This window comes from Bacillus cereus group sp. MYBK79-1 (assembly GCF_051915365.1).
Lineage (GTDB): Bacteria > Bacillota > Bacilli > Bacillales > Bacillaceae_G > Bacillus_A.
The window spans coordinates 241,644-258,954 of the sequence record NZ_JBQAEO010000002.1 but is presented as its reverse complement, the minus strand read 5'-3'; the positions used below and the strand labels follow the sequence as shown (position 1 = coordinate 258,954).

Here is a 17,311-nt window from a genome sequence, read left to right as displayed (position 1 = left end):
TAAATTAAAATCGTGAGTATAAAATTTACTAATGATGAAACGTTTTCATATTGAGTGAATTTAATTAGATAAAATCGAGCGGTTTGTGGACATATCCACACAACTACCAAGAGAAAAAGGGGCGAAAGACTAGATGTCAAAAATCATCGCGATTAACGCAGGAAGCTCTTCCTTAAAGTTCCAATTATTTGAAATGCCAAGTGAAACAGTATTAACAAAAGGTTTAGTAGAACGTATCGGTTTAGAAGATAGTGTCTTCTCAATTACTGTAAATGGCGAAAAACAAAAAGAAATTACAAACATCCCAGATCATGCAGTAGCAGTTAACATGCTTCTTAAGAAATTAACTGAAAACGGAATCGTAAAATCTCTTGATGAGATTGGCGGTATCGGTCACCGTGTTGTACACGGCGGCGAAAAATTTGCTGATTCTGTTTTAATTACTGATGAAGTATTAGCTGATATCGAAGAATTAAGCGATTTAGCACCACTTCACAACCCAGCAAACATTGTTGGTATTAAATCATTCCAAGAAGTATTACCAAACGTACCAGCAGTAGCAGTATTCGATACAGCATTCCACCAAACAATGCCGGAATCTGCATTCCTATACAGCTTACCATATGAGTACTATGAGAAATTTGGCATCCGTAAATACGGTTTCCACGGAACTTCTCATAAATATGTAACTGAGCGTGCGGCTGAATTATTAGGTCGTCCACTTGAAAGCTTAAGCTTACTTTCTTGTCACTTAGGTAACGGTGCAAGTATCGCAGCAGTAGAAGGCGGTAAATCTATCGATACTTCTATGGGCTTCACTCCACTTGCTGGTGTAACAATGGGTACACGTTCTGGTAACATTGACCCTGCGTTAATTCCATACATCATGGAAAAAACAGGCCAAACAGTAGAAGAAGTAGTTAACGTATTGAACAAGAAGAGTGGTATGTTAGGTCTTACTGGTTATTCTAGTGACCTACGTGACATCATCACGAAAGAAGAAGAAGGCGACCACCGTGCGAAAGTAGCACTTGATGTATTCGTAAGCCGTATCCACAAATACATCGGTTCTTACACAGCTCGTATGAAAGGTGTAGACGCAATCATCTTCACAGCTGGTATCGGTGAAAACAGTGCAGTTATTCGTGAGCGCGTATTAGAAGGCCTTGAGTACATGGGCGTATACTTCGACGTAAAACGTAATAACGTATTTGGTGAAGAAGCATTCATCAGCTTCCCACACTCTCCAGTAAAAATTATCGTAATTCCAACTGACGAAGAAGTTATGATCGCTCGTGACGTACTACGTCTTGGAGATATTGGTTAATATACTATATGAAAAGAAAGACGAGATCCTATAGGATCTCGTCTTTTTTCTGTTGGATATATTTCAAAATCCCATCAGGATATAGTGATTTTTCGTTCTGAATGAATGCAGTGAGGGAAATCCATTTTGCATATGATATTGTTTGTTCATCTTGTATATTCAGTATTTCCATTTCATATAGTGATGTGTCTAATAAACGTAAAGAATATAGCTGAATGATTTCATGACCAATTTCCTCACCTAGATGAAAGATGTTTTCTAAACAGCCTAAATAATTGGTGATTTCCACTTCTGTATGAAGCTCTTCTTGAAATTCACGAATAACGGTATGTGCTGATTTTTCACCAAGTTCAATTGAACCCCCAAGAGGTCGGTAATATGTTTCATCGCCTGTATGATATTCTTGTACGAGAAGGCGATCGTGATGTATAGCAATGCCAAAAGCTTTTGCACGTGGATACATATATAATCACTCCTTATTTCTTCTGTATAAGGATGATTATATATAGTTAAGTAGAAATTGATAACATATATTTGGATAGATTGTTGCTGTAAAATAAAAAGCATGCGATGTACAAGCATATTTGCAAATATGTTACAATAGAAAAAAATCGAACGAGGTGGTTGTTACGATGCGATCGAAGCGAGAACAAGCCATTTTAGACAATATAAAAGAATGGGAATCGCAATTAGTTGAGCAAGAAGCGACTGATTTTCAAAAAATGTTTGATAAATGGGTACATACTACAATTGCGAAATTGCCTGAGAAAAAACGAAAAGATTTCTTTACGAAAGCAGACGGATGGCTCTTTCATTTGCATGCATTGATTCAAAGTTCACAATCACAGTTAGATGCGCGTAATCGTATTTTAGGAACATCGAGATTGTTTGATGAATCGATTGAGCAACTAGAAGATTTGAAAGCATTATCTATTGATCAGTTAACATACATAGCAGAGCAGCAAACAGCAAGACATCGTCTATATTCATTCGTACAAGGCGGAGCAACGGGTGCTGGAGGTTTATTATTATTAACAGCTGATTTTCCGGTTATGATCGCGTTAAATGTGAAAGCTGTTCAACTTATTGCAACATCATTTGGACATGATGTGAACAAGCCTTATGAAATGATGCTTGCGTTAAAGGTGTTTCATGCGTCATTACTACCAGGAAGGCTTCAGCAATACGCATGGTACAATTTACTGCAAGAGCTAGAGCAAGAAGATTCATTCTTCTATGAAGGAGACGAAGCGGTGTTACAGCCAGCTTCTACTGAAGTTGTGTTAAAACAAATTTTGAAAACATTTTCAATTTATGCTCTTCGTCGTAAATTATTCCAAGGTATTCCGGTAATTGGAATGGCAATCGGGTCTACAGTGAACTATCGTTTAACAAGAAGCGTTACTGAATTTGCAAATAGATTTTATCAAGTGCGCCACATAGTCGAGAAGGAAAAAAGAGCGTAAAAAAAGCGAGAGGCCGAAGCCTTTCGCTTTTTTTAATTTGTTGCATGCTTTTTGGACATTGGAATAGATACTGGTTGCTTTTCTGCTTTCTTCTCTGCTTTTGGATAATAAATTAAATCCAATGTTTTTGCCTGTACGGCAATCGAAAGAATAGTAAAAGCAATTTCTGTCCAATTTAAATAATATAATGAAAGCGCAAGAACAATCGCGTCAAAGACGAAGAAAATTTGCCCAATTGTAAAACGAGTTCGTTTACTTAATACAATTGTTAAAATGTCGTCTCCGCCGGTTGCACCGCCAAATCGCAATATAAAACCGAGTCCAATACCAGCTAATGCACCGCCAACTACTGCAGCTATAAATAAATTATTTGATAAATCGACCGTAAATGGAGAATAATTCTCCATAAGAGAATAAAATACTCCGAATGAAATGGAACCTAGGAATGAGTAGCCAACCATTTTTCTACCTAAAAATGAAGCACATAGTAAAATAATTGGGATATCCATGATTACAGTTGAAATAGATGGTGAAATATCATAAAAATTTTGGATAAATAGTGCAATTCCTACAAAGCCACCTTCTGTTAAGTGGTTTTGGAAGTGAATGTGATATAGCGCTGCTGCTAAAATAAATGAACCGATTAAAACCATAAAAACTTCTTTAATAATTTGTCGACTTTGGATGTTCCTCATCGTTATTCCTTCTTTCCGTAGTTAGTAGTCCTTTTTGTGTTGTAAACTAACTACGAGCTCACATGTAGCTTCAGTTAGTTTACGAAAAAAACTAACTACGCTATATGTCGCTGAAGAAATAACGAATAATCCTCTCGTCCATCAATTCTCCCTACCTTCGTTTTAGTTTAAGTCTTAAAACGACTAAACAAAACGCGGAGTAGGATTCTTCATTTAGCAATCCTGCTCTTCTTTGTTTTGTTTAGCTAGTAACAATTAAGTCCTAAACAAAACGCTATGTGTAAGAAGAGTCTTTTTTTTGCCAAATTATCCTTCGGGCAATCATAATTTCCCCACTCTCGTATTTTTTTCGCTAGACTAAAGTATCTGAGCTGAAAAATACGCTACGTGTATGATTCGTCAATACGATGCCACATGCTCCTTCGAGCGATCATGATATCAAAATCCCTTCCTTCAAGATTTATATTATTATATCATACTTTCAAAAAATGTATGCGGATGGAAACCGACAATAAACGGAGGGAATCTACAAAAATTGTTATGTTTAAATATTTTTGTAGAAAAGCCTAAGTTATTTCGTAAAATCGGACAGTTTTTAAAAGTTTGTCCAATAAGTAAGAAAGAGATGGCGTTTATTCAGTTGTATCTTTCTGGTCACCTTTATCTTTAAAAAACGCATCCCAGCTAATCACACTTAAAAAAGTTAAAGCGATAATAATGAAAGCTCGCATAAAATTGAGACCTCCTTTTGTACATAGTATATGAATAATTTATTTCAGAATGTTTCATTTTTTTTACAAGTCTTAATTGTTATGAGATTATATCAGTATAGATAGATGAAAGGGAGAGAAGATATGCTAAAAGACATGTTCAAAAGAAAAGAATTAACATGCATTTCATGTAAGAAAAAGATTCAATACGAAGAAGAGCTTGTCGCTTTTGTAAAGTTGCCGAAAGAAAAAAGTATATTAGTCGGTCCATTTGATGTATGTTTGGCAAAAACAGCACAAGAAATATATTGTAAATCGTGTTACGACAAAAAAGCATGACCCAAAGTAATTGAGGGGCATGCTTTTTTCATTGGTGTGCTTTCCCCTCAGATACATTTTGAGTGAGTCGATACCAAAGCCAAAGGTCATTAATGATGGAAGCGAGATCGGCAATTTCTGAATTCAGTTTGCAAGAAATTTCGAAGTCTTCTTCGTTATTTAAATGATGCTGTTTTGCATTAATAGAGTGCTCGAGTTCTTTTATTCGATCAGGAATCTTTCCGCGAACTTGTTCCCATCTCAATAAAATAGCATGCTGCATTTTTTCGGGGATATTTTCCCAGTCTTCTTGTAAATGCGGAATTTCAATTCCTAGATGTTCATCGTATAAGAAATACTTTTCCATAAGTTCACCCCCGTTTTCCTGATTATATTTTACATAAAAACAGAAAGAAGTTCGACGAAATTGTTTGAAAAAATTTGAAAATGACTCTTGATACATTTTGTGAAAGGTGTTAAAGTGTGAATTATTATAAAAGAAAATGAATATTTATTCTTTAGGGGGATGCAAAATGGAGAAGAAAAAAGTGGTATTAGCATATTCCGGAGGTCTTGATACTTCCGTTGCAATTAAATGGTTACAAGAGAAGAATTATGATATTATCGCGCTTTGTTTAGACTTAGGGGAAGGTAAAGACTTAGCATTTGTAAAAGAAAAGGCACTTTCAGTAGGTGCAATTAAATCATATATGATTGATGTTCAAGAAGAATTTGCAAATGAATATGCATTGATGGCGATGCAAGCGCACACGTTATACGAAGGGAAATATCCTCTCGTTTCTGCGTTATCTCGTCCGCTTATCGCGAAGAAATTAGTAGAAATTGCAGAACAAGAAGGGGCGACTGCAGTTGCACATGGATGTACAGGGAAAGGAAATGATCAAGTTCGTTTTGAAGTTTCTATTCAAGCGTTAAATCCTTACTTAGAAGTGATTGCGCCTGTACGTGAATGGAAATGGTCACGTGAAGAAGAAATTGCTTATGCAAAAGAAAACGATGTCCCAATTCCGATTAATTTAGATAGCCCATTTTCAATCGATCAAAATTTATGGGGACGTAGTAATGAATGTGGCATTTTAGAAGATCCATGGGCAGCACCGCCAGAAGATGCATATGAGATGACATTAGCATTAGAAGATACACCGAATAAACCAGAATTTGTAGAAATCGGTTTTGAAGCAGGCGTACCAACTACTTTAAATGGCACTGCATATCCACTTTCAGAACTTATTAAAACGTTAAACGCACTTGCTGGAAAACATGGCGTTGGACGTATCGATCACGTAGAAAATCGCCTTGTTGGTATTAAATCGCGTGAAGTATACGAATGCCCAGCAGCGATGACATTAATTACGGCGCATAAGGAACTTGAAGATTTAACACTCGTAAAAGAAGTAGCGCATTTTAAACCGATGATTGAGCAGAAAATAACAGAACTTATTTATAACGGTTTATGGTTCTCACCTTTAAAACAAGCGCTTAACGCATTCTTACAAGAAACGCAAAAGAACGTTACGGGTACAGTGCGTGTGAAATTATTTAAAGGCCATGCGATTGTAGAAGGACGTAAATCTGAGTATTCTCTATACGATGAAAAGCTAGCAACATATACTGCCCAGGATGAATTCAATCATGATGCAGCGGTTGGATTCATTTCATTATTTGGTTTACCAACGAAAGTATACAGCCAAGTGAATCAAAAGAAGGTGGAAGCGTGAGCAAACTTTGGGGCGGACGTTTTACAGAAGAAGCGGAAGCATGGGTTGAGGAGTTCGGAGCGTCCATCTCCTTCGATCAACAATTAGTAAATCAAGATATAAAAGGGAGTATTGCACATGTAACGATGCTAGCAAAGCAAGGTATCGTTACGAAAGAAGAAGCTGAGAAAATAAAGATAGGGCTTCAGTATTTATTAAAAGAAGCAAAAGTGAATAAGCTTCAATTCTCAGTAGAAGCAGAAGATATTCACTTAAACATCGAAAAAATGTTAATTGAACAAATTGGCGAAGTAGGAGGGAAACTTCATACAGGCCGAAGCCGTAATGATCAAGTAGCGACTGATATGCATTTATATTTAAAAGAAAAAGTAGAACATATTATTAAAGCTACAAAACAATTGCAAACGGTTCTTGTTCATCAAGCAGAAAATAATATTGAAACCATTATGCCTGGTTATACGCATTTGCAGCGTGCGCAGCCAATTTCATTTGCGCATCATATTCTCGCTTATTTTTGGATGTTAGAGCGTGATGTAAATCGTTATGAAGATACATTAAAGCGCATTAACATGTCACCATTAGGAGCAGGAGCGTTAGCTGGGACAACATTCCCGATTGACCGAGAATATAGTGCGGAGCTTCTTGGATTTAATGGAATCTATGAAAATAGTTTAGATGCAGTAAGTGATCGTGATTTCATACTGGAGTTCCTAAGTAACTCATCTATGCTCATGATGCACTTATCACGCTTTTGCGAAGAACTTATTTTATGGAGTAGCCAAGAGTTTCAATTTATTGAAATGAGCGATCAATACGCAACGGGAAGCAGCATTATGCCGCAAAAGAAAAATCCAGATATGGCGGAACTAATCCGCGGTAAAACAGGCAGAGTGTACGGTAATTTATTTAGTTTACTTACAGTCATGAAAGGATTACCGCTCGCGTACAATAAAGACTTGCAAGAAGATAAAGAAGGAATGTTTGATACAGTAAAAACAGTAGAGGGCTGTCTTCATATTATGGCCGGCATGTTAGAGACGATGACTATAAACAAAGAAAAGATGGGGCAAGCTGTAACCCAAGATTTCTCTAATGCAACAGAAATTGCTGACTACTTAGCAAGTAAAGGACTACCATTCCGTCAAGCTCATGAAATTGTTGGGAAGCTAGTGCTACACTGCACACAAAAAGGAATTTATTTAGTAGATGTACCACTTGAAACGTATAAAGAGATGAGTTCGTTATTTGAAGAAGATTTGTATGAAGTTCTTTCACCATATGCAGCTGTGAAACGTCGTAATAGTGCTGGTGGAACAGGGTTTGAGCAAATTGAAAAAGCTTTGGAGAAGGCGAAAGGATTAACGAAAGAAGTTATTAGGAATTGAGTTGGGAAGTACGCCAATCTGTTAAAGTATGGCGTACTTTATTTTTTACTAGTATTTAAGTTACAATATAGTAAAAAATAACAATTTAGGGGAAGTCTATGAAAAAAATAGTATTTATCGTGTTACTGTTAATTAGCTTAGTTGCAAATGTTAAAGTATTTCTTTTGGACAAATATATGTTTGTTGGTGAAAAAGAGAAGAGAGAAGAAGCGATTATCGCAACGATGTGGCATTTGCAAGAGAAAGGATATAAAGAAAGTGATATTTCATACATAAAACCGGCATTTTATAGCAAAATCGGTTCATACGGTATGAATGTCCAATTTAAAGATGAACCAAATGAATCATATACATATAGAGTTTTGAAAGATGCTAAAACAAATAAATTAACTGTACACCAAGATAGCAATGAGCCAGGTGGTATGGGCGGAAAGCATCAAGAACTTAAATAGATACGAGAGACTGCTAATAGGTAATATTAGCAGTCTTTTGTATTTTTAGAGAGGCGTCGAGCATTTCATAATCATAAAATGATGTTTTTCATGTATCGCTAATAGTTGAATAGATTGAATCAGGTTAGGATAGTGAGCAATTGGATCGAAAAATATGATATGTCCTGCAATACTTTCTTCTATATTTTGAACTAGCTTTTTTATTTTATCTGTTTCACGTGCAAGTAATTCTTCTAATTCAGTTACATTCATAGAGTGATAGACTTTTTTTGAGGGGATTAAAATCCAAGGTGCTTTCATTCCTTTACCATGCTTTTCTTTATATTCAGCATAAATGTCATGTATGTCAGTTGCAAATGGGGTATTTTTTCTTAGTTTTGCATAAGGGATAAGAGTGAGAGAGAATTTAATTGCTACTTTGAGCATCCTTGCAATTAAATATAAGTGATAAAAGTGTTCACCAGTAGACCATTTTTTGTCCTTTTTCCTATACCATAGTTGTTCTTGTGATAATGAATGGAGATGAGGAAGGAACGCGTTTCTTTGTTCATGTAATGTATGAAAATGTTTTGAGATAGTTTCAGATTTCATATTTTTGTATCCTCCACACTTTTTCCTAATTATAACATCTTTCGTATGAATGTAAGTAAGCCTAGAGCAATGGGCTCCAGGCTTAAAATGTATTGATTAATCATACTTATGTCGATCTTCCGTAATTCGAATATATTCAATATCCATTAAATCTCGTAGTAATGCACCGTTACTGAGTTCCATTCCGTGTGTCTCTTTAAAATGTGCACGAATCGTCTCTAACATTTCGATTTCTTTCCCATTCACATCTAAAATAATGCGTTCAGAATCATCCATGTAGCATCCTCCTTTTTAAACATATATATTTTGTCCGTCTATTTCTAAAAAATGTATGGTAATGTAATGTTAGGAAATAAGAAAGGGATGGAAAATGAGACGTATTTATTTTATAGGGTTAATTTTGTACATGCTAATCGTATTACACGCTGCATTCCCAAATATCTTTTCATTTGAAGATCTAGAAACAGTACACGTTGGGATATTTATCTTTATTCTATTTGTAGTAGATTGCTGTATTTCGATATGGCTTTCGAAAAGAAAAGATGTACAAGATAAAAAAGAAATGGAACGGAAAAAGAGAAAACGTTCATTTTGGATGACAACGTATTGTTTTTCTTTAATACTTGTTGCTGCTTTTTTAAATGAGAATATTCCATTAGAAAGATTAAATATTGGATTTGGAGCGTTCGTATTTGCATACTATTTCTTCAGGAACTTTCTTCCTTATATGAAAGAAAAGCGAGAAGAAGAGGACGATCCACTCGTAGAAGAAGCGAGAGAACAAGAGCATAAGAGAATAGAAGAAGATATACAGAAACTTGGAGAACAAAAATGGTATTTGAAGTCCAAGATCATCTATGTTCTTTGCTTCATCACGCCGCCAATCGGTTATTTGTATGTGTTCTTGCTTCGTAAAAAAATGACAGAAGATGCAAGGCAATCGTATTTAACGGTAGCTACGATCATGATGGCACTTTGGTCCTTAAAATTTCTTCCGCCTTATGTATTAGCAATTACTGTTGTTATTGCGGCTTGTCTTGTATTTATAGTGAAATATGTTAAATGAAAAACACCAAGCCCATGTGGACTTGGTGTTTTATTTATAAATTAAAGATCACCTTGCTCCTCATCACCACGAACAACAAGGACATCGCATTTCGCATAGCGAATAATATGTTCAGAGACGCTACCAATTAGGAAACGCTCAACAGCATTTAAACCAGTTGCACCACACATAATTAAATCTACTTTATGGTTTGGAGCGATTTCTTTTGAAATTTTAGATTTAGGATTACCGAATTCTAATACAGTTTCAATTTTTTCAAGGCCAGCTTCAAGCGCAGTTTTTTTGTAGTCTTCTAATAAGTCTTCTGCAAATAGATTGGCACGTTCAGCAATTGCACGGCTATAAGCTTCTACTGCTGAGTATGCTTTTACATCAACGATATGAGCAATTGTTAATGTTGCATTGTTGCGTTTTGCGACTTGAATTGCTTTTTTAAAGGCTTTTTCTGCTTCTTTAGAACCATCCACAGCGATTAAAATATTTGTATATGTATTATTCATAGTAAATTCCTCCCAATCATTTTTATTACTGTTTACAACTTTATTATAAAACAAATTTTGGTAATGTGCTTGTCGGAAACGTTACAGAATTTTGAAAACTTCATTTTAATTCATTTTAGTTGTAATTGGTGTGAGAACTTGTTACATATGAACTATGGCAATTTAAAAGGAGGCAGTTTTTTGTGAGACATGCGCTCATTACAGCCGGTACGAAAGGTTTAGGAAAGCAAGTAACAGAAAAGTTACTGGCTAAAGGATATTCAGTAACAGTAACATATCATAGCGATATAGCGGCTATGGAAACGATGAAAGAAACATATAAAAATATGGAAGAGCGTCTACAATTCGTGCAAGCGGATGTCACGAAAAAGGAAGATTTACATAAAATAGTAGAAGAAGCGATAAGCCGTTTTGGCAAAATTGACTTTTTAATTAATAATGCTGGTCCATATGTATTTGAACGAAAAAAGTTAGTCGATTATGAAGAAGACGAATGGAATGAAATGATTCAGGGTAATTTAACAGCGGTGTTTCATTTGTTGAAACTTGTCGTTCCGGTTATGAGAAAACAGAACTTTGGCCGTATTATTAATTACGGATTCCAAGGGGCAGATAGCGCGCCGGGATGGATTTATCGTTCAGCTTTTGCAGCAGCGAAAGTAGGACTTGTTTCATTAACGAAAACAGTTGCTTATGAAGAAGCTGAATATAGTATTACTGCAAACATGGTATGTCCTGGTGATATTATTGGTGAAATGAAAGAAGCGACAATTCAAGAAGCACGTCAGTTGAAAGAACGTAACACACCAATTGGTAGATCTGGAACAGGTGAAGATATCGCAAGAACGATTTCGTTTTTATGTGAGGATGATTCCGATATGATTACCGGTACAATTATTGAAGTAACTGGTGCAGTAGATGTCATTCATAGACATCGATAGAGCAAATAAAGTGAAGTTTCGAATAATTGGACAGTTTATCTTTTATGCTGAGAGGCGCGGATACTACTGTCCTTTCATGTAAGATTAAATCTATCGGAAAACTTGTATTATTTTTTGTCAAATATTGAGATATTATGTTAAAATATAAGAGCATAGAAAGCGCTTTAAAAAATGATTCAGGGGTCATTTCATAACTCAAGGGGGAACTCATAATGCGTATCGGTATTCCAACAGAAATTAAAAACAATGAAAACCGCGTGGCAATGACGCCAGCGGGAGCTGTACATTTAGTGCAAAATGGTCATGAAGTTTTTGTTCAAAAAGGAGCAGGTATAGGATCAGGCTTTACAGACGAAGAATACGTACAAGCTGGTGCGAAACTTGTTGAAACTGCTGAAGAAGCATGGAATCAAGATATGGTTATGAAGGTAAAAGAGCCAGTTGCAAGTGAATATGGTTATTTCCACGAAGGTTTAATTTTATTCACATACTTACACTTAGCTCCAGAACCAGAATTAACGAAAGCATTAATTGATAACAAAGTTGTATCAATTGCATATGAAACAGTACAATTAGAAAACCGTTCACTACCATTACTTGCACCCATGAGTGAAGTAGCTGGTCGTATGTCTGCACAAATCGGTGCACAATTCCTTGAGAAAAATAAAGGCGGTAAAGGTATTTTACTTGCAGGCGTTCCAGGGGTGAAACGCGGCAAAGTAACAATTATCGGCGGTGGTCAAGCTGGTACAAACGCAGCGAAGATTGCAGTAGGTTTAGGTGCAGATGTAACAATCATCGACTTAAGTGCAGAACGTCTTCGTCAACTAGATGATATTTTCGGTAACCAAGTAAAAACGTTAATGTCTAATCCATACAACATTGCAGAAGCTGTAAAAGAATCTGACCTTGTCATTGGTGCAGTATTAATTCCAGGTGCAAAAGCGCCAAAACTTGTAACAGAAGAAATGATTCAATCTATGGAACCAGGTTCTGTCGTTGTAGATATCGCGATTGACCAAGGTGGTATTTTCGAAACAACTGACCGTATTACAACTCATGACAACCCAACTTACGAAAAACATGGCGTTGTTCATTATGCAGTTGCTAATATGCCAGGTGCGGTTCCACGTACATCAACTCTTGCATTAACAAACGTAACAGTACCATATGCAGTGCAAATTGCGAACAAAGGCTATAAAGATGCTTGCTTAGGTAATACTGCATTATTAAAAGGTATTAACACATTAGATGGATATGTAACATTCGAAGCAGTTGCAGAAGCTCACGGCTTACAATACGCTGATGCAAAAGAGCTACTTGAAAAAGCTCCTGCTTTATCATAATAGAGATATATGCGAGACCTTCCTTTTTATGGGGAGGGTCTTTTTTATAGGTAATAACATGTAAAAATGGGTATTTATTGATGTTAATCGATTTTCATTATGATAATTTAGAATTATATAATAAAAAAAGAGGAGATTCGGTGGGGAGCAAAAAGAGGAAGCAAAAGCAAGCTAAAAGACAAAAGTACATAAAGAAAAAACAGGAACAGAACATACCTTTTTCACAAAAAGTAGTCCTTATAATAGAAAAAACATTTCGGTATATTTGTATGGCTCTGTATGTAATTTTGTGTATGTATTCATTTGGAGTGTTTTACAGTTTTGAGATAACTCCTAATATTATTGAGAGTATTTTAGAATTTACACTTGTCATAATAGAATTAGCCTTATTCGTTATACTCTTTGCTACAGTATGGCCTAGTCATGAAAGTAAGAAAGATAAGCAAAGAAAAATGAGCAAAAAATCTTCATATGCTTCAAGTTCATCAAGTGATGGTGGAGGAGACTAAGCTAGTTTTTCAGGAGAACGACTAATGAAAGGATGAGACGAAAGATGGAAACTGTGAACTTAATAGAATTAACAAAGGACATTCAAGATCAGCATAAAAACTTCGTCGTTTCAAATGTAAATAGTCATTGCTTACGAATCGCTGTGTTTACTGGTGAATATGATTGGCACTATCACTCTAACTCCGACGAATTATTCATTGTATTAGAGGGAGAATTGCTTATTGATTTTGAAGATGGAGAAACAGTGGTTTTAAAGCAGAATGATTCTATCTTAATTCCGGCTTGTACGATTCATAGAACGAGAGCATTAAAGAGAACGGTAAATCTTTGTTTTGAAAATATAGAGGCGGATACGATTAAGGTGGAGCAATTATGAAAAAATTATCTGTAGATGAGTATAGAAAAATCCTTCCGATTTTAGAAAGTCATACAAGAACGACGACGTTTGCTTATGCGGTATGTGATCAAATGATAGATGGTGAGGTTTTTACAAACGAGAAATTAACAGCAGGATTAATTCGTACAGCTAACGGTATCTATTATTTATTTGGTGATACGGATGATCACAATTATAACGAAGGTTTATTTGCGTATTTAAAAATGGCTATTGAAAAAACAGAGAAGAGATTTACACTCTTCGCTTCAAGTGAAGAGTGGGAAATGATGATTGAAGGGCGTTTTAGTAATGTACTTCGGAATATGCCACGAATGAAATTCCAAAGAGAAATCTTTGAAGAGAGAAAACGAGATGCAAACAAAAATACATATGAAGTGAAGCGTATTGATAAAAGTGATATAGAACGAAGCAATGAATTTACAGAGGAGTACTATAAAGAATATTGGGGGTCAAAAGAGCTATTTTTGAACAGTGGTTTCGGATTTTGTATAGAACAAGATGGGATAATTGTAGCTGAATGTGTTTCGATATTTAATGGGAATGGATTTGCTGAAATTGATATTGCGACGCATAAAGCATATCAAGGGAAAGGATTAGCTCAAGCTGTTGCAACACGGTTTATTGAACATTGCATGCAAAATGATATTACACCGTGCTGGGATTGTTATGTAGACAATATTCCTTCGCAACAATTAGCTAGTAAATTAAGTTTTCATAATCCAATAGAATATAGATTGTTTGTACGTAAGAAAACGGGGGAATAAAAATGAATGTAGAATTAACGAGATTTAAAGTGAAGCCTGGTAAAAGTCATCGTGTAGATGAATGGATGCAGCTTCTGAATGACAATATGAAAGAAGTACTTTTGACATTAAACGACGAAAAGATGTACGTTGAGACAATTTTCCGGGAAATAAGAAATGAAGAAGAGTACTTATATTGGTATTCTGTGCAAGGAGAAGATGGAGCTCCTGTCGAAAATTCTCATCATGAAATTGATAAAAAGCATTTGGAATTTTGGTATGAATGTATCGATGAGGAAGTACCGTCTGTTGATATGAAAACAGAAGTCGTTATGATTCAAGATGTTGTGAAGGAAGCGATGAAATAATAGAATAGTATGTTGGAGAGAAGCACATCAAAATAGGTGTGCTTTTTTATTTTGAAAAAAATTATAGAAAAGCTGTATACATTTTACGCTCTCAAACGTTGAGTATATAGAAAGGAGAGCAGGATGAGCCATGATACGTTTGAAACATTATTAATAGAGAAGTCAAAAGCTGTGTTTGGATATTTAATTAAGATTGGAGCAGATAGAAAAGAAGCAGAGGATATTGTGCAAGATACGTTGTACAAAGCTTTATTACTTATGGAGGAAATACCGCTAGAGCATTTAACACCGTGGCTCTTTAGAGTTGCGATCAATCAGCACCGAGATTTACACCGGAAAGAAAAAAGACTAAATCCTATAGCGATTGAATCTGTTGTTCTTATTGGTCAAAAGTCGTTAGATGAAGTGCTTTTAACAAGTGAATTACAAGGTGAGGTACAAGAAACATTGGAGACGATGACGGAGGATTATCGTCATATTTTACTGTTGAAATATGAATATGAACTATCTTATAAGGAAATTGCCATTTTATTAAGTATGAAAGAAGAAACAGTGAAAACAAGTTTGTACCGTGCAAGAAATCAATTTAAAAAATTGTATAGGAGGAGAAACGATGAGTCGGAAGGACTTTGATTTGAATATGGATGATAAGCAGATGAAAGTTTTGATGAAGAGAGCGAAGCGGAAGCAACTTTGGAGAAATTGGCTTATTTCTATTTGTGCGTCCATTATTGTTATAGTAAGTTTGTTTTTGGGAGCAGCTTACTTTTCTCAGCAAACGTTTAGAAAAATGGAAAGAGAAATGAATGCACTACATATGGTTCAAGGGCCTAATATCCGTTTCAGCGGAAGTATGTATTTAAGCCTTGGTATGACAGGAAGTACAGTAATATATAACTCTTACAAAAATATAGCTGGTCAACCAGTGAAATGGGTAAATGATATATACGAATCTGGTATATGGGATTATAGTATGAAACACTACAATGGTGAGCTTGTTAGTTTAGATGAGGAAAAAAGAGGTGAAGAGGCTGTTACGATACCAGATTATAATGTGCAAACAATGCAAAGGGAGATGAGGTTTTATTTACCTTTCGTTACTTATAAAAATTATGTAGATGACTTGAAAAATATTGGGGATTTGCAAAATAAAGTTGCAGAAGTAGCCTTATCTTTTGATAAATCGTATACAGCTGAACAAATTACTGAGATGCTTCCGAAAAGTGTACAGCCAGTTTGGTTTTGGGTAGATACATATAATGAACAGAAAAGTGATTCTTATGTAGGGTTAAAAGATCCTAAAAATGGCGCAATATTAAATGCGGAAATGGCTAAAAATGTTTTTGGATTTGAAGGAAGTTATGCAAAAGTAAAAGAAGATGTGAAAAACGATTTAACAATAAACTCAAAAGAGTTTCTATACCAAATGAAGTATTTAGCAAAAAATAGTGAAGGTATACCAAGTGATTATTTTGAACAATATTATAAAGAAATAAAAAACACCGAACCAAAAGACTTACAAATATACGGTGTAGTCGTAACAGGCAAAACAGAAGATTTACAAAGTTTACAAGGGGCACCATATATTAAGGCGGCTGTTAGAGGTGTAACAGTTGAGAAATATTAATCACAAACGATTAATGTGAATAATCAGAAAATTTATGTTATAATATGGGAAAAGGAGGTTTGTATGAGGCAAATACATGGAGCAATTTATATTTACATAACTATGTTTTTCGTGGCGATATCCTATGGATTAGGGCACGTGTATTCGCATCCTATACTAACTTTTTTAAGCGGAGCATGTATGGCGTTTGCGCTTCTTGTCCACCTTTTCTCAGTTTGGATCGTGAAATTTCAATTAAATATTAGTGAAATAGAAGAAGGCACTTTTTGAGTGGCCTTCTTTTTTAATAATATTTTGGAAGTTCTCGTAGCAATTTTTCAATTTCGTATTCTGTTTCATTACATATAGACAGTGTACGTAGTCTGAAGAATAAGCTGCGCAAGAAAGACTTTATATTTCCGTATAGGTACTCGTACGATTGAATATGTAATGTTTGTTTTTGGAAGGGTAATTGAGCTACTAAATCATGAAGGGCTAATATGAGTGTTTCTTCCTTTAGACCACGTTGTAGCATTGCGAAAATCGGATAAACGAGACGCTCGTCTTCTTCATATTGGTAGTAAATCGAATGGACACAAACTTTGTTTAATAAAGTTTGTAATATTTCTTCGTAATGTAAAGTTTCCAGTTTAGGACTACGAACAAGCGCTTCAAATGTATCGGAAGCATGAGCGATACTATGTGCCCAGCCGTGTTCTTGCACATATCCACGGAAATCATGCTCATTATTCATATATAGAATTAATTGATCTTTTACATTTGAAATATCAGTCTGTGATAAGAAATTATGTTTTGTATCAGCGTCAATAATGAGCGCAAGTAATAAAGTCGTAAATGCACGAGTAAATACAGCATCTTCATCATCTGAATGAATTTTATAAAATAAATAGTTTTCACTAATGCTTTCTAATAATAATTTCTGTAAGTGTGTATGTGAAATGTAGTCTTTGTTGATGAGATGATAAAAAGTAGAGTAGATGAGTTTGTCTCTTAAATAGCTATCGGTAACACCGATGTGCTCAAGCATATTGGAACTTAAAGAATCAATGTTAATTGTGTTATCCATTATGTAATTATTATTACGAATTTCTTCTAACTGTTGTTGTAACATATAAACCCCCTATTTTAGA

Annotated in this window: 23 protein-coding genes; 16 read left to right on the top strand and 7 right to left on the bottom strand. The window is 35.2% G+C overall.

Annotation, left to right across the window (positions count from 1 at the left end; all coding sequences use genetic code 11):
• Window positions 1-133: 133 nt before the first annotated feature.
• Entirely contained in the window at window positions 134-1,327 is a 1,194-nt protein-coding gene (ackA, locus tag ACTFOB_RS06040) for an acetate kinase (RefSeq protein ID WP_151633253.1), read from the top strand.
• A 28-nt stretch (window positions 1,328-1,355) separates the two neighbouring features.
• On the opposite strand, the gene ACTFOB_RS06035 is transcribed toward ackA, so the two are convergent.
• Window positions 1,356-1,790 carry an NUDIX hydrolase gene (locus ACTFOB_RS06035; protein ID WP_151633255.1) on the bottom strand — a complete coding sequence of 145 codons (435 nt, stop codon included), beginning with the start codon at window positions 1,788-1,790 and terminating at the stop codon, window positions 1,356-1,358.
• A 169-nt stretch (window positions 1,791-1,959) separates the two neighbouring features.
• Here ACTFOB_RS06035 and ACTFOB_RS06030 point away from each other — a divergent pair, with 169 nt between their 5' ends.
• Entirely contained in the window at window positions 1,960-2,793 is an 834-nt protein-coding gene (locus ACTFOB_RS06030) for an EcsC family protein (protein WP_098586020.1), read from the top strand.
• A 32-nt stretch (window positions 2,794-2,825) separates the two neighbouring features.
• Here ACTFOB_RS06030 and ACTFOB_RS06025 read toward each other — a convergent pair whose 3' ends face one another.
• The gene (locus ACTFOB_RS06025) at window positions 2,826-3,488 is read right to left on the bottom strand and encodes a YitT family protein (protein ID WP_076540691.1); all 663 of its coding nucleotides are present in this window, start codon (window positions 3,486-3,488) and stop codon (window positions 2,826-2,828) included.
• A gap of 854 nt (window positions 3,489-4,342) precedes the next feature.
• Between ACTFOB_RS06025 and ACTFOB_RS06020 the strand changes: the two genes are divergently transcribed.
• Window positions 4,343-4,537 (top strand): hypothetical protein, encoded by a 195-nt coding sequence (locus ACTFOB_RS06020; protein WP_440025014.1) that lies wholly within the window; start codon window positions 4,343-4,345, stop codon window positions 4,535-4,537.
• 28 nt (window positions 4,538-4,565) lie between these two features.
• Here the strand turns inward: ACTFOB_RS06020 and ACTFOB_RS06015 are convergent, their stop codons facing one another.
• Complete coding sequence (locus tag ACTFOB_RS06015) at window positions 4,566-4,883, bottom strand: radical SAM protein (protein WP_440025013.1); 318 nt, start codon at window positions 4,881-4,883, stop codon at window positions 4,566-4,568.
• A gap of 166 nt (window positions 4,884-5,049) precedes the next feature.
• On the opposite strand from ACTFOB_RS06015, the gene ACTFOB_RS06010 reads away from it, so the two are divergent.
• From ACTFOB_RS06010 to ACTFOB_RS06000, 3 genes are all read left to right on the top strand, one after another.
• Complete coding sequence (locus ACTFOB_RS06010) at window positions 5,050-6,255, top strand: argininosuccinate synthase (protein WP_042512163.1); 1,206 nt, start codon at window positions 5,050-5,052, stop codon at window positions 6,253-6,255.
• A complete protein-coding gene (argH, locus tag ACTFOB_RS06005; protein ID WP_440025011.1) occupies window positions 6,252-7,640 on the top strand; it encodes an argininosuccinate lyase in 1,389 nt (462 codons plus the stop codon). Before ACTFOB_RS06010 ends, argH begins: the two co-directional genes overlap by 4 nt.
• Window positions 7,641-7,738: 98 nt before the next feature.
• Complete coding sequence (locus tag ACTFOB_RS06000; RefSeq protein WP_440025010.1) at window positions 7,739-8,092, top strand: DUF3139 domain-containing protein; 354 nt, start codon at window positions 7,739-7,741, stop codon at window positions 8,090-8,092.
• Between the two features lie 45 nt (window positions 8,093-8,137).
• Here ACTFOB_RS06000 and ACTFOB_RS05995 read toward each other — a convergent pair whose 3' ends face one another.
• Together ACTFOB_RS05995 and ACTFOB_RS05990 are read right to left on the bottom strand one after the other, a co-directional pair.
• A complete protein-coding gene (locus ACTFOB_RS05995; protein ID WP_440025009.1) occupies window positions 8,138-8,683 on the bottom strand; it encodes a DinB family protein in 546 nt (181 codons plus the stop codon).
• Between the two features lie 96 nt (window positions 8,684-8,779).
• Window positions 8,780-8,959, bottom strand: a complete 180-nt coding sequence (locus ACTFOB_RS05990) for a ProA domain protein (RefSeq protein ID WP_440025007.1) — start codon at window positions 8,957-8,959, stop codon at window positions 8,780-8,782.
• A gap of 94 nt (window positions 8,960-9,053) precedes the next feature.
• Between ACTFOB_RS05990 and ACTFOB_RS05985 the strand changes: the two genes are divergently transcribed.
• Complete coding sequence (locus tag ACTFOB_RS05985; RefSeq protein WP_440025005.1) at window positions 9,054-9,749, top strand: hypothetical protein; 696 nt, start codon at window positions 9,054-9,056, stop codon at window positions 9,747-9,749.
• A 41-nt stretch (window positions 9,750-9,790) separates the two neighbouring features.
• On the opposite strand, the gene ACTFOB_RS05980 is transcribed toward ACTFOB_RS05985, so the two are convergent.
• Window positions 9,791-10,249 (bottom strand): universal stress protein, encoded by a 459-nt coding sequence (locus tag ACTFOB_RS05980; RefSeq protein ID WP_001066672.1) that lies wholly within the window; start codon window positions 10,247-10,249, stop codon window positions 9,791-9,793.
• Between the two features lie 182 nt (window positions 10,250-10,431).
• Between ACTFOB_RS05980 and ACTFOB_RS05975 the strand changes: the two genes are divergently transcribed.
• From ACTFOB_RS05975 to ACTFOB_RS05935, 9 genes are all read left to right on the top strand, one after another.
• Window positions 10,432-11,190, top strand: coding sequence for an SDR family oxidoreductase (locus ACTFOB_RS05975; RefSeq protein ID WP_440025003.1), 759 nt, complete (start codon window positions 10,432-10,434; stop codon window positions 11,188-11,190).
• Between the two features lie 212 nt (window positions 11,191-11,402).
• A complete protein-coding gene (gene ald / locus ACTFOB_RS05970; protein WP_087957172.1) occupies window positions 11,403-12,536 on the top strand; it encodes an alanine dehydrogenase in 1,134 nt (377 codons plus the stop codon).
• 140 nt (window positions 12,537-12,676) lie between these two features.
• Complete coding sequence (locus tag ACTFOB_RS05965) at window positions 12,677-13,045, top strand: hypothetical protein (RefSeq protein ID WP_440025101.1); 369 nt, start codon at window positions 12,677-12,679, stop codon at window positions 13,043-13,045.
• Between the two features lie 44 nt (window positions 13,046-13,089).
• Window positions 13,090-13,422, top strand: coding sequence for a cupin domain-containing protein (locus tag ACTFOB_RS05960; protein WP_440025000.1), 333 nt, complete (start codon window positions 13,090-13,092; stop codon window positions 13,420-13,422).
• On the top strand, window positions 13,419-14,207 hold the full coding sequence (locus ACTFOB_RS05955) for a GNAT family N-acetyltransferase (protein WP_440024998.1): 789 nt from the start codon (window positions 13,419-13,421) through the stop codon (window positions 14,205-14,207). The genes ACTFOB_RS05960 and ACTFOB_RS05955 overlap by 4 nt, the downstream gene beginning before the upstream one ends.
• 2 nt (window positions 14,208-14,209) lie before the next feature.
• Entirely contained in the window at window positions 14,210-14,554 is a 345-nt protein-coding gene (locus tag ACTFOB_RS05950; RefSeq protein ID WP_440024996.1) for a DUF6176 family protein, read from the top strand.
• A gap of 123 nt (window positions 14,555-14,677) precedes the next feature.
• Window positions 14,678-15,187, top strand: coding sequence for an RNA polymerase sigma factor (locus ACTFOB_RS05945; RefSeq protein WP_048531674.1), 510 nt, complete (start codon window positions 14,678-14,680; stop codon window positions 15,185-15,187).
• Complete coding sequence (locus ACTFOB_RS05940) at window positions 15,168-16,181, top strand: anti sigma factor C-terminal domain-containing protein (RefSeq protein ID WP_166688951.1); 1,014 nt, start codon at window positions 15,168-15,170, stop codon at window positions 16,179-16,181. Before ACTFOB_RS05945 ends, ACTFOB_RS05940 begins: the two co-directional genes overlap by 20 nt.
• A gap of 63 nt (window positions 16,182-16,244) precedes the next feature.
• Complete coding sequence (locus ACTFOB_RS05935; protein WP_001248905.1) at window positions 16,245-16,451, top strand: hypothetical protein; 207 nt, start codon at window positions 16,245-16,247, stop codon at window positions 16,449-16,451.
• 13 nt (window positions 16,452-16,464) lie between these two features.
• Here the strand turns inward: ACTFOB_RS05935 and ACTFOB_RS05930 are convergent, their stop codons facing one another.
• Complete coding sequence (locus tag ACTFOB_RS05930; RefSeq protein ID WP_440024993.1) at window positions 16,465-17,292, bottom strand: DUF2785 domain-containing protein; 828 nt, start codon at window positions 17,290-17,292, stop codon at window positions 16,465-16,467.
• Window positions 17,293-17,311 lie beyond the last annotated feature (19 nt).

Bases quoted from the DNA above. Each gene is read 5' to 3' on its own strand.
- ACTFOB_RS05995 (WP_440025009.1), bottom strand. From the start codon at position 8,683: ATGAAATCTGAAACTATCTCAAAACATTTTCATACATTACATGAACAA.
- ACTFOB_RS06015 (WP_440025013.1), bottom strand. From the start codon at position 4,883: ATGGAAAAGTATTTCTTATACGATGAACATCTAGGAATTGAAATTCCG.
- ACTFOB_RS06035 (WP_151633255.1), bottom strand. From the start codon at position 1,790: ATGTATCCACGTGCAAAAGCTTTTGGCATTGCTATACATCACGATCGC.
- ACTFOB_RS06030 (WP_098586020.1), top strand. From the start codon at position 1,960: ATGCGATCGAAGCGAGAACAAGCCATTTTAGACAATATAAAAGAATGG.
- ACTFOB_RS05950 (WP_440024996.1), top strand. From the start codon at position 14,210: ATGAATGTAGAATTAACGAGATTTAAAGTGAAGCCTGGTAAAAGTCAT.
- ACTFOB_RS06020 (WP_440025014.1), top strand. From the start codon at position 4,343: ATGCTAAAAGACATGTTCAAAAGAAAAGAATTAACATGCATTTCATGT.
- ACTFOB_RS05990 (WP_440025007.1), bottom strand. From the start codon at position 8,959: ATGGATGATTCTGAACGCATTATTTTAGATGTGAATGGGAAAGAAATC.
- ACTFOB_RS05945 (WP_048531674.1), top strand. From the start codon at position 14,678: ATGAGCCATGATACGTTTGAAACATTATTAATAGAGAAGTCAAAAGCT.
- ACTFOB_RS06000 (WP_440025010.1), top strand. From the start codon at position 7,739: ATGAAAAAAATAGTATTTATCGTGTTACTGTTAATTAGCTTAGTTGCA.
- ACTFOB_RS05940 (WP_166688951.1), top strand. From the start codon at position 15,168: ATGAGTCGGAAGGACTTTGATTTGAATATGGATGATAAGCAGATGAAA.
- ACTFOB_RS06025 (WP_076540691.1), bottom strand. From the start codon at position 3,488: ATGAGGAACATCCAAAGTCGACAAATTATTAAAGAAGTTTTTATGGTT.
- ACTFOB_RS05980 (WP_001066672.1), bottom strand. From the start codon at position 10,249: ATGAATAATACATATACAAATATTTTAATCGCTGTGGATGGTTCTAAA.
- ackA (WP_151633253.1), top strand. From the start codon at position 134: ATGTCAAAAATCATCGCGATTAACGCAGGAAGCTCTTCCTTAAAGTTC.
- ACTFOB_RS05985 (WP_440025005.1), top strand. From the start codon at position 9,054: ATGAGACGTATTTATTTTATAGGGTTAATTTTGTACATGCTAATCGTA.
- ACTFOB_RS05935 (WP_001248905.1), top strand. From the start codon at position 16,245: ATGAGGCAAATACATGGAGCAATTTATATTTACATAACTATGTTTTTC.
- ACTFOB_RS05955 (WP_440024998.1), top strand. From the start codon at position 13,419: ATGAAAAAATTATCTGTAGATGAGTATAGAAAAATCCTTCCGATTTTA.
- ACTFOB_RS05930 (WP_440024993.1), bottom strand. From the start codon at position 17,292: ATGTTACAACAACAGTTAGAAGAAATTCGTAATAATAATTACATAATG.
- ACTFOB_RS05960 (WP_440025000.1), top strand. From the start codon at position 13,090: ATGGAAACTGTGAACTTAATAGAATTAACAAAGGACATTCAAGATCAG.
- ald (WP_087957172.1), top strand. From the start codon at position 11,403: ATGCGTATCGGTATTCCAACAGAAATTAAAAACAATGAAAACCGCGTG.
- ACTFOB_RS06010 (WP_042512163.1), top strand. From the start codon at position 5,050: ATGGAGAAGAAAAAAGTGGTATTAGCATATTCCGGAGGTCTTGATACT.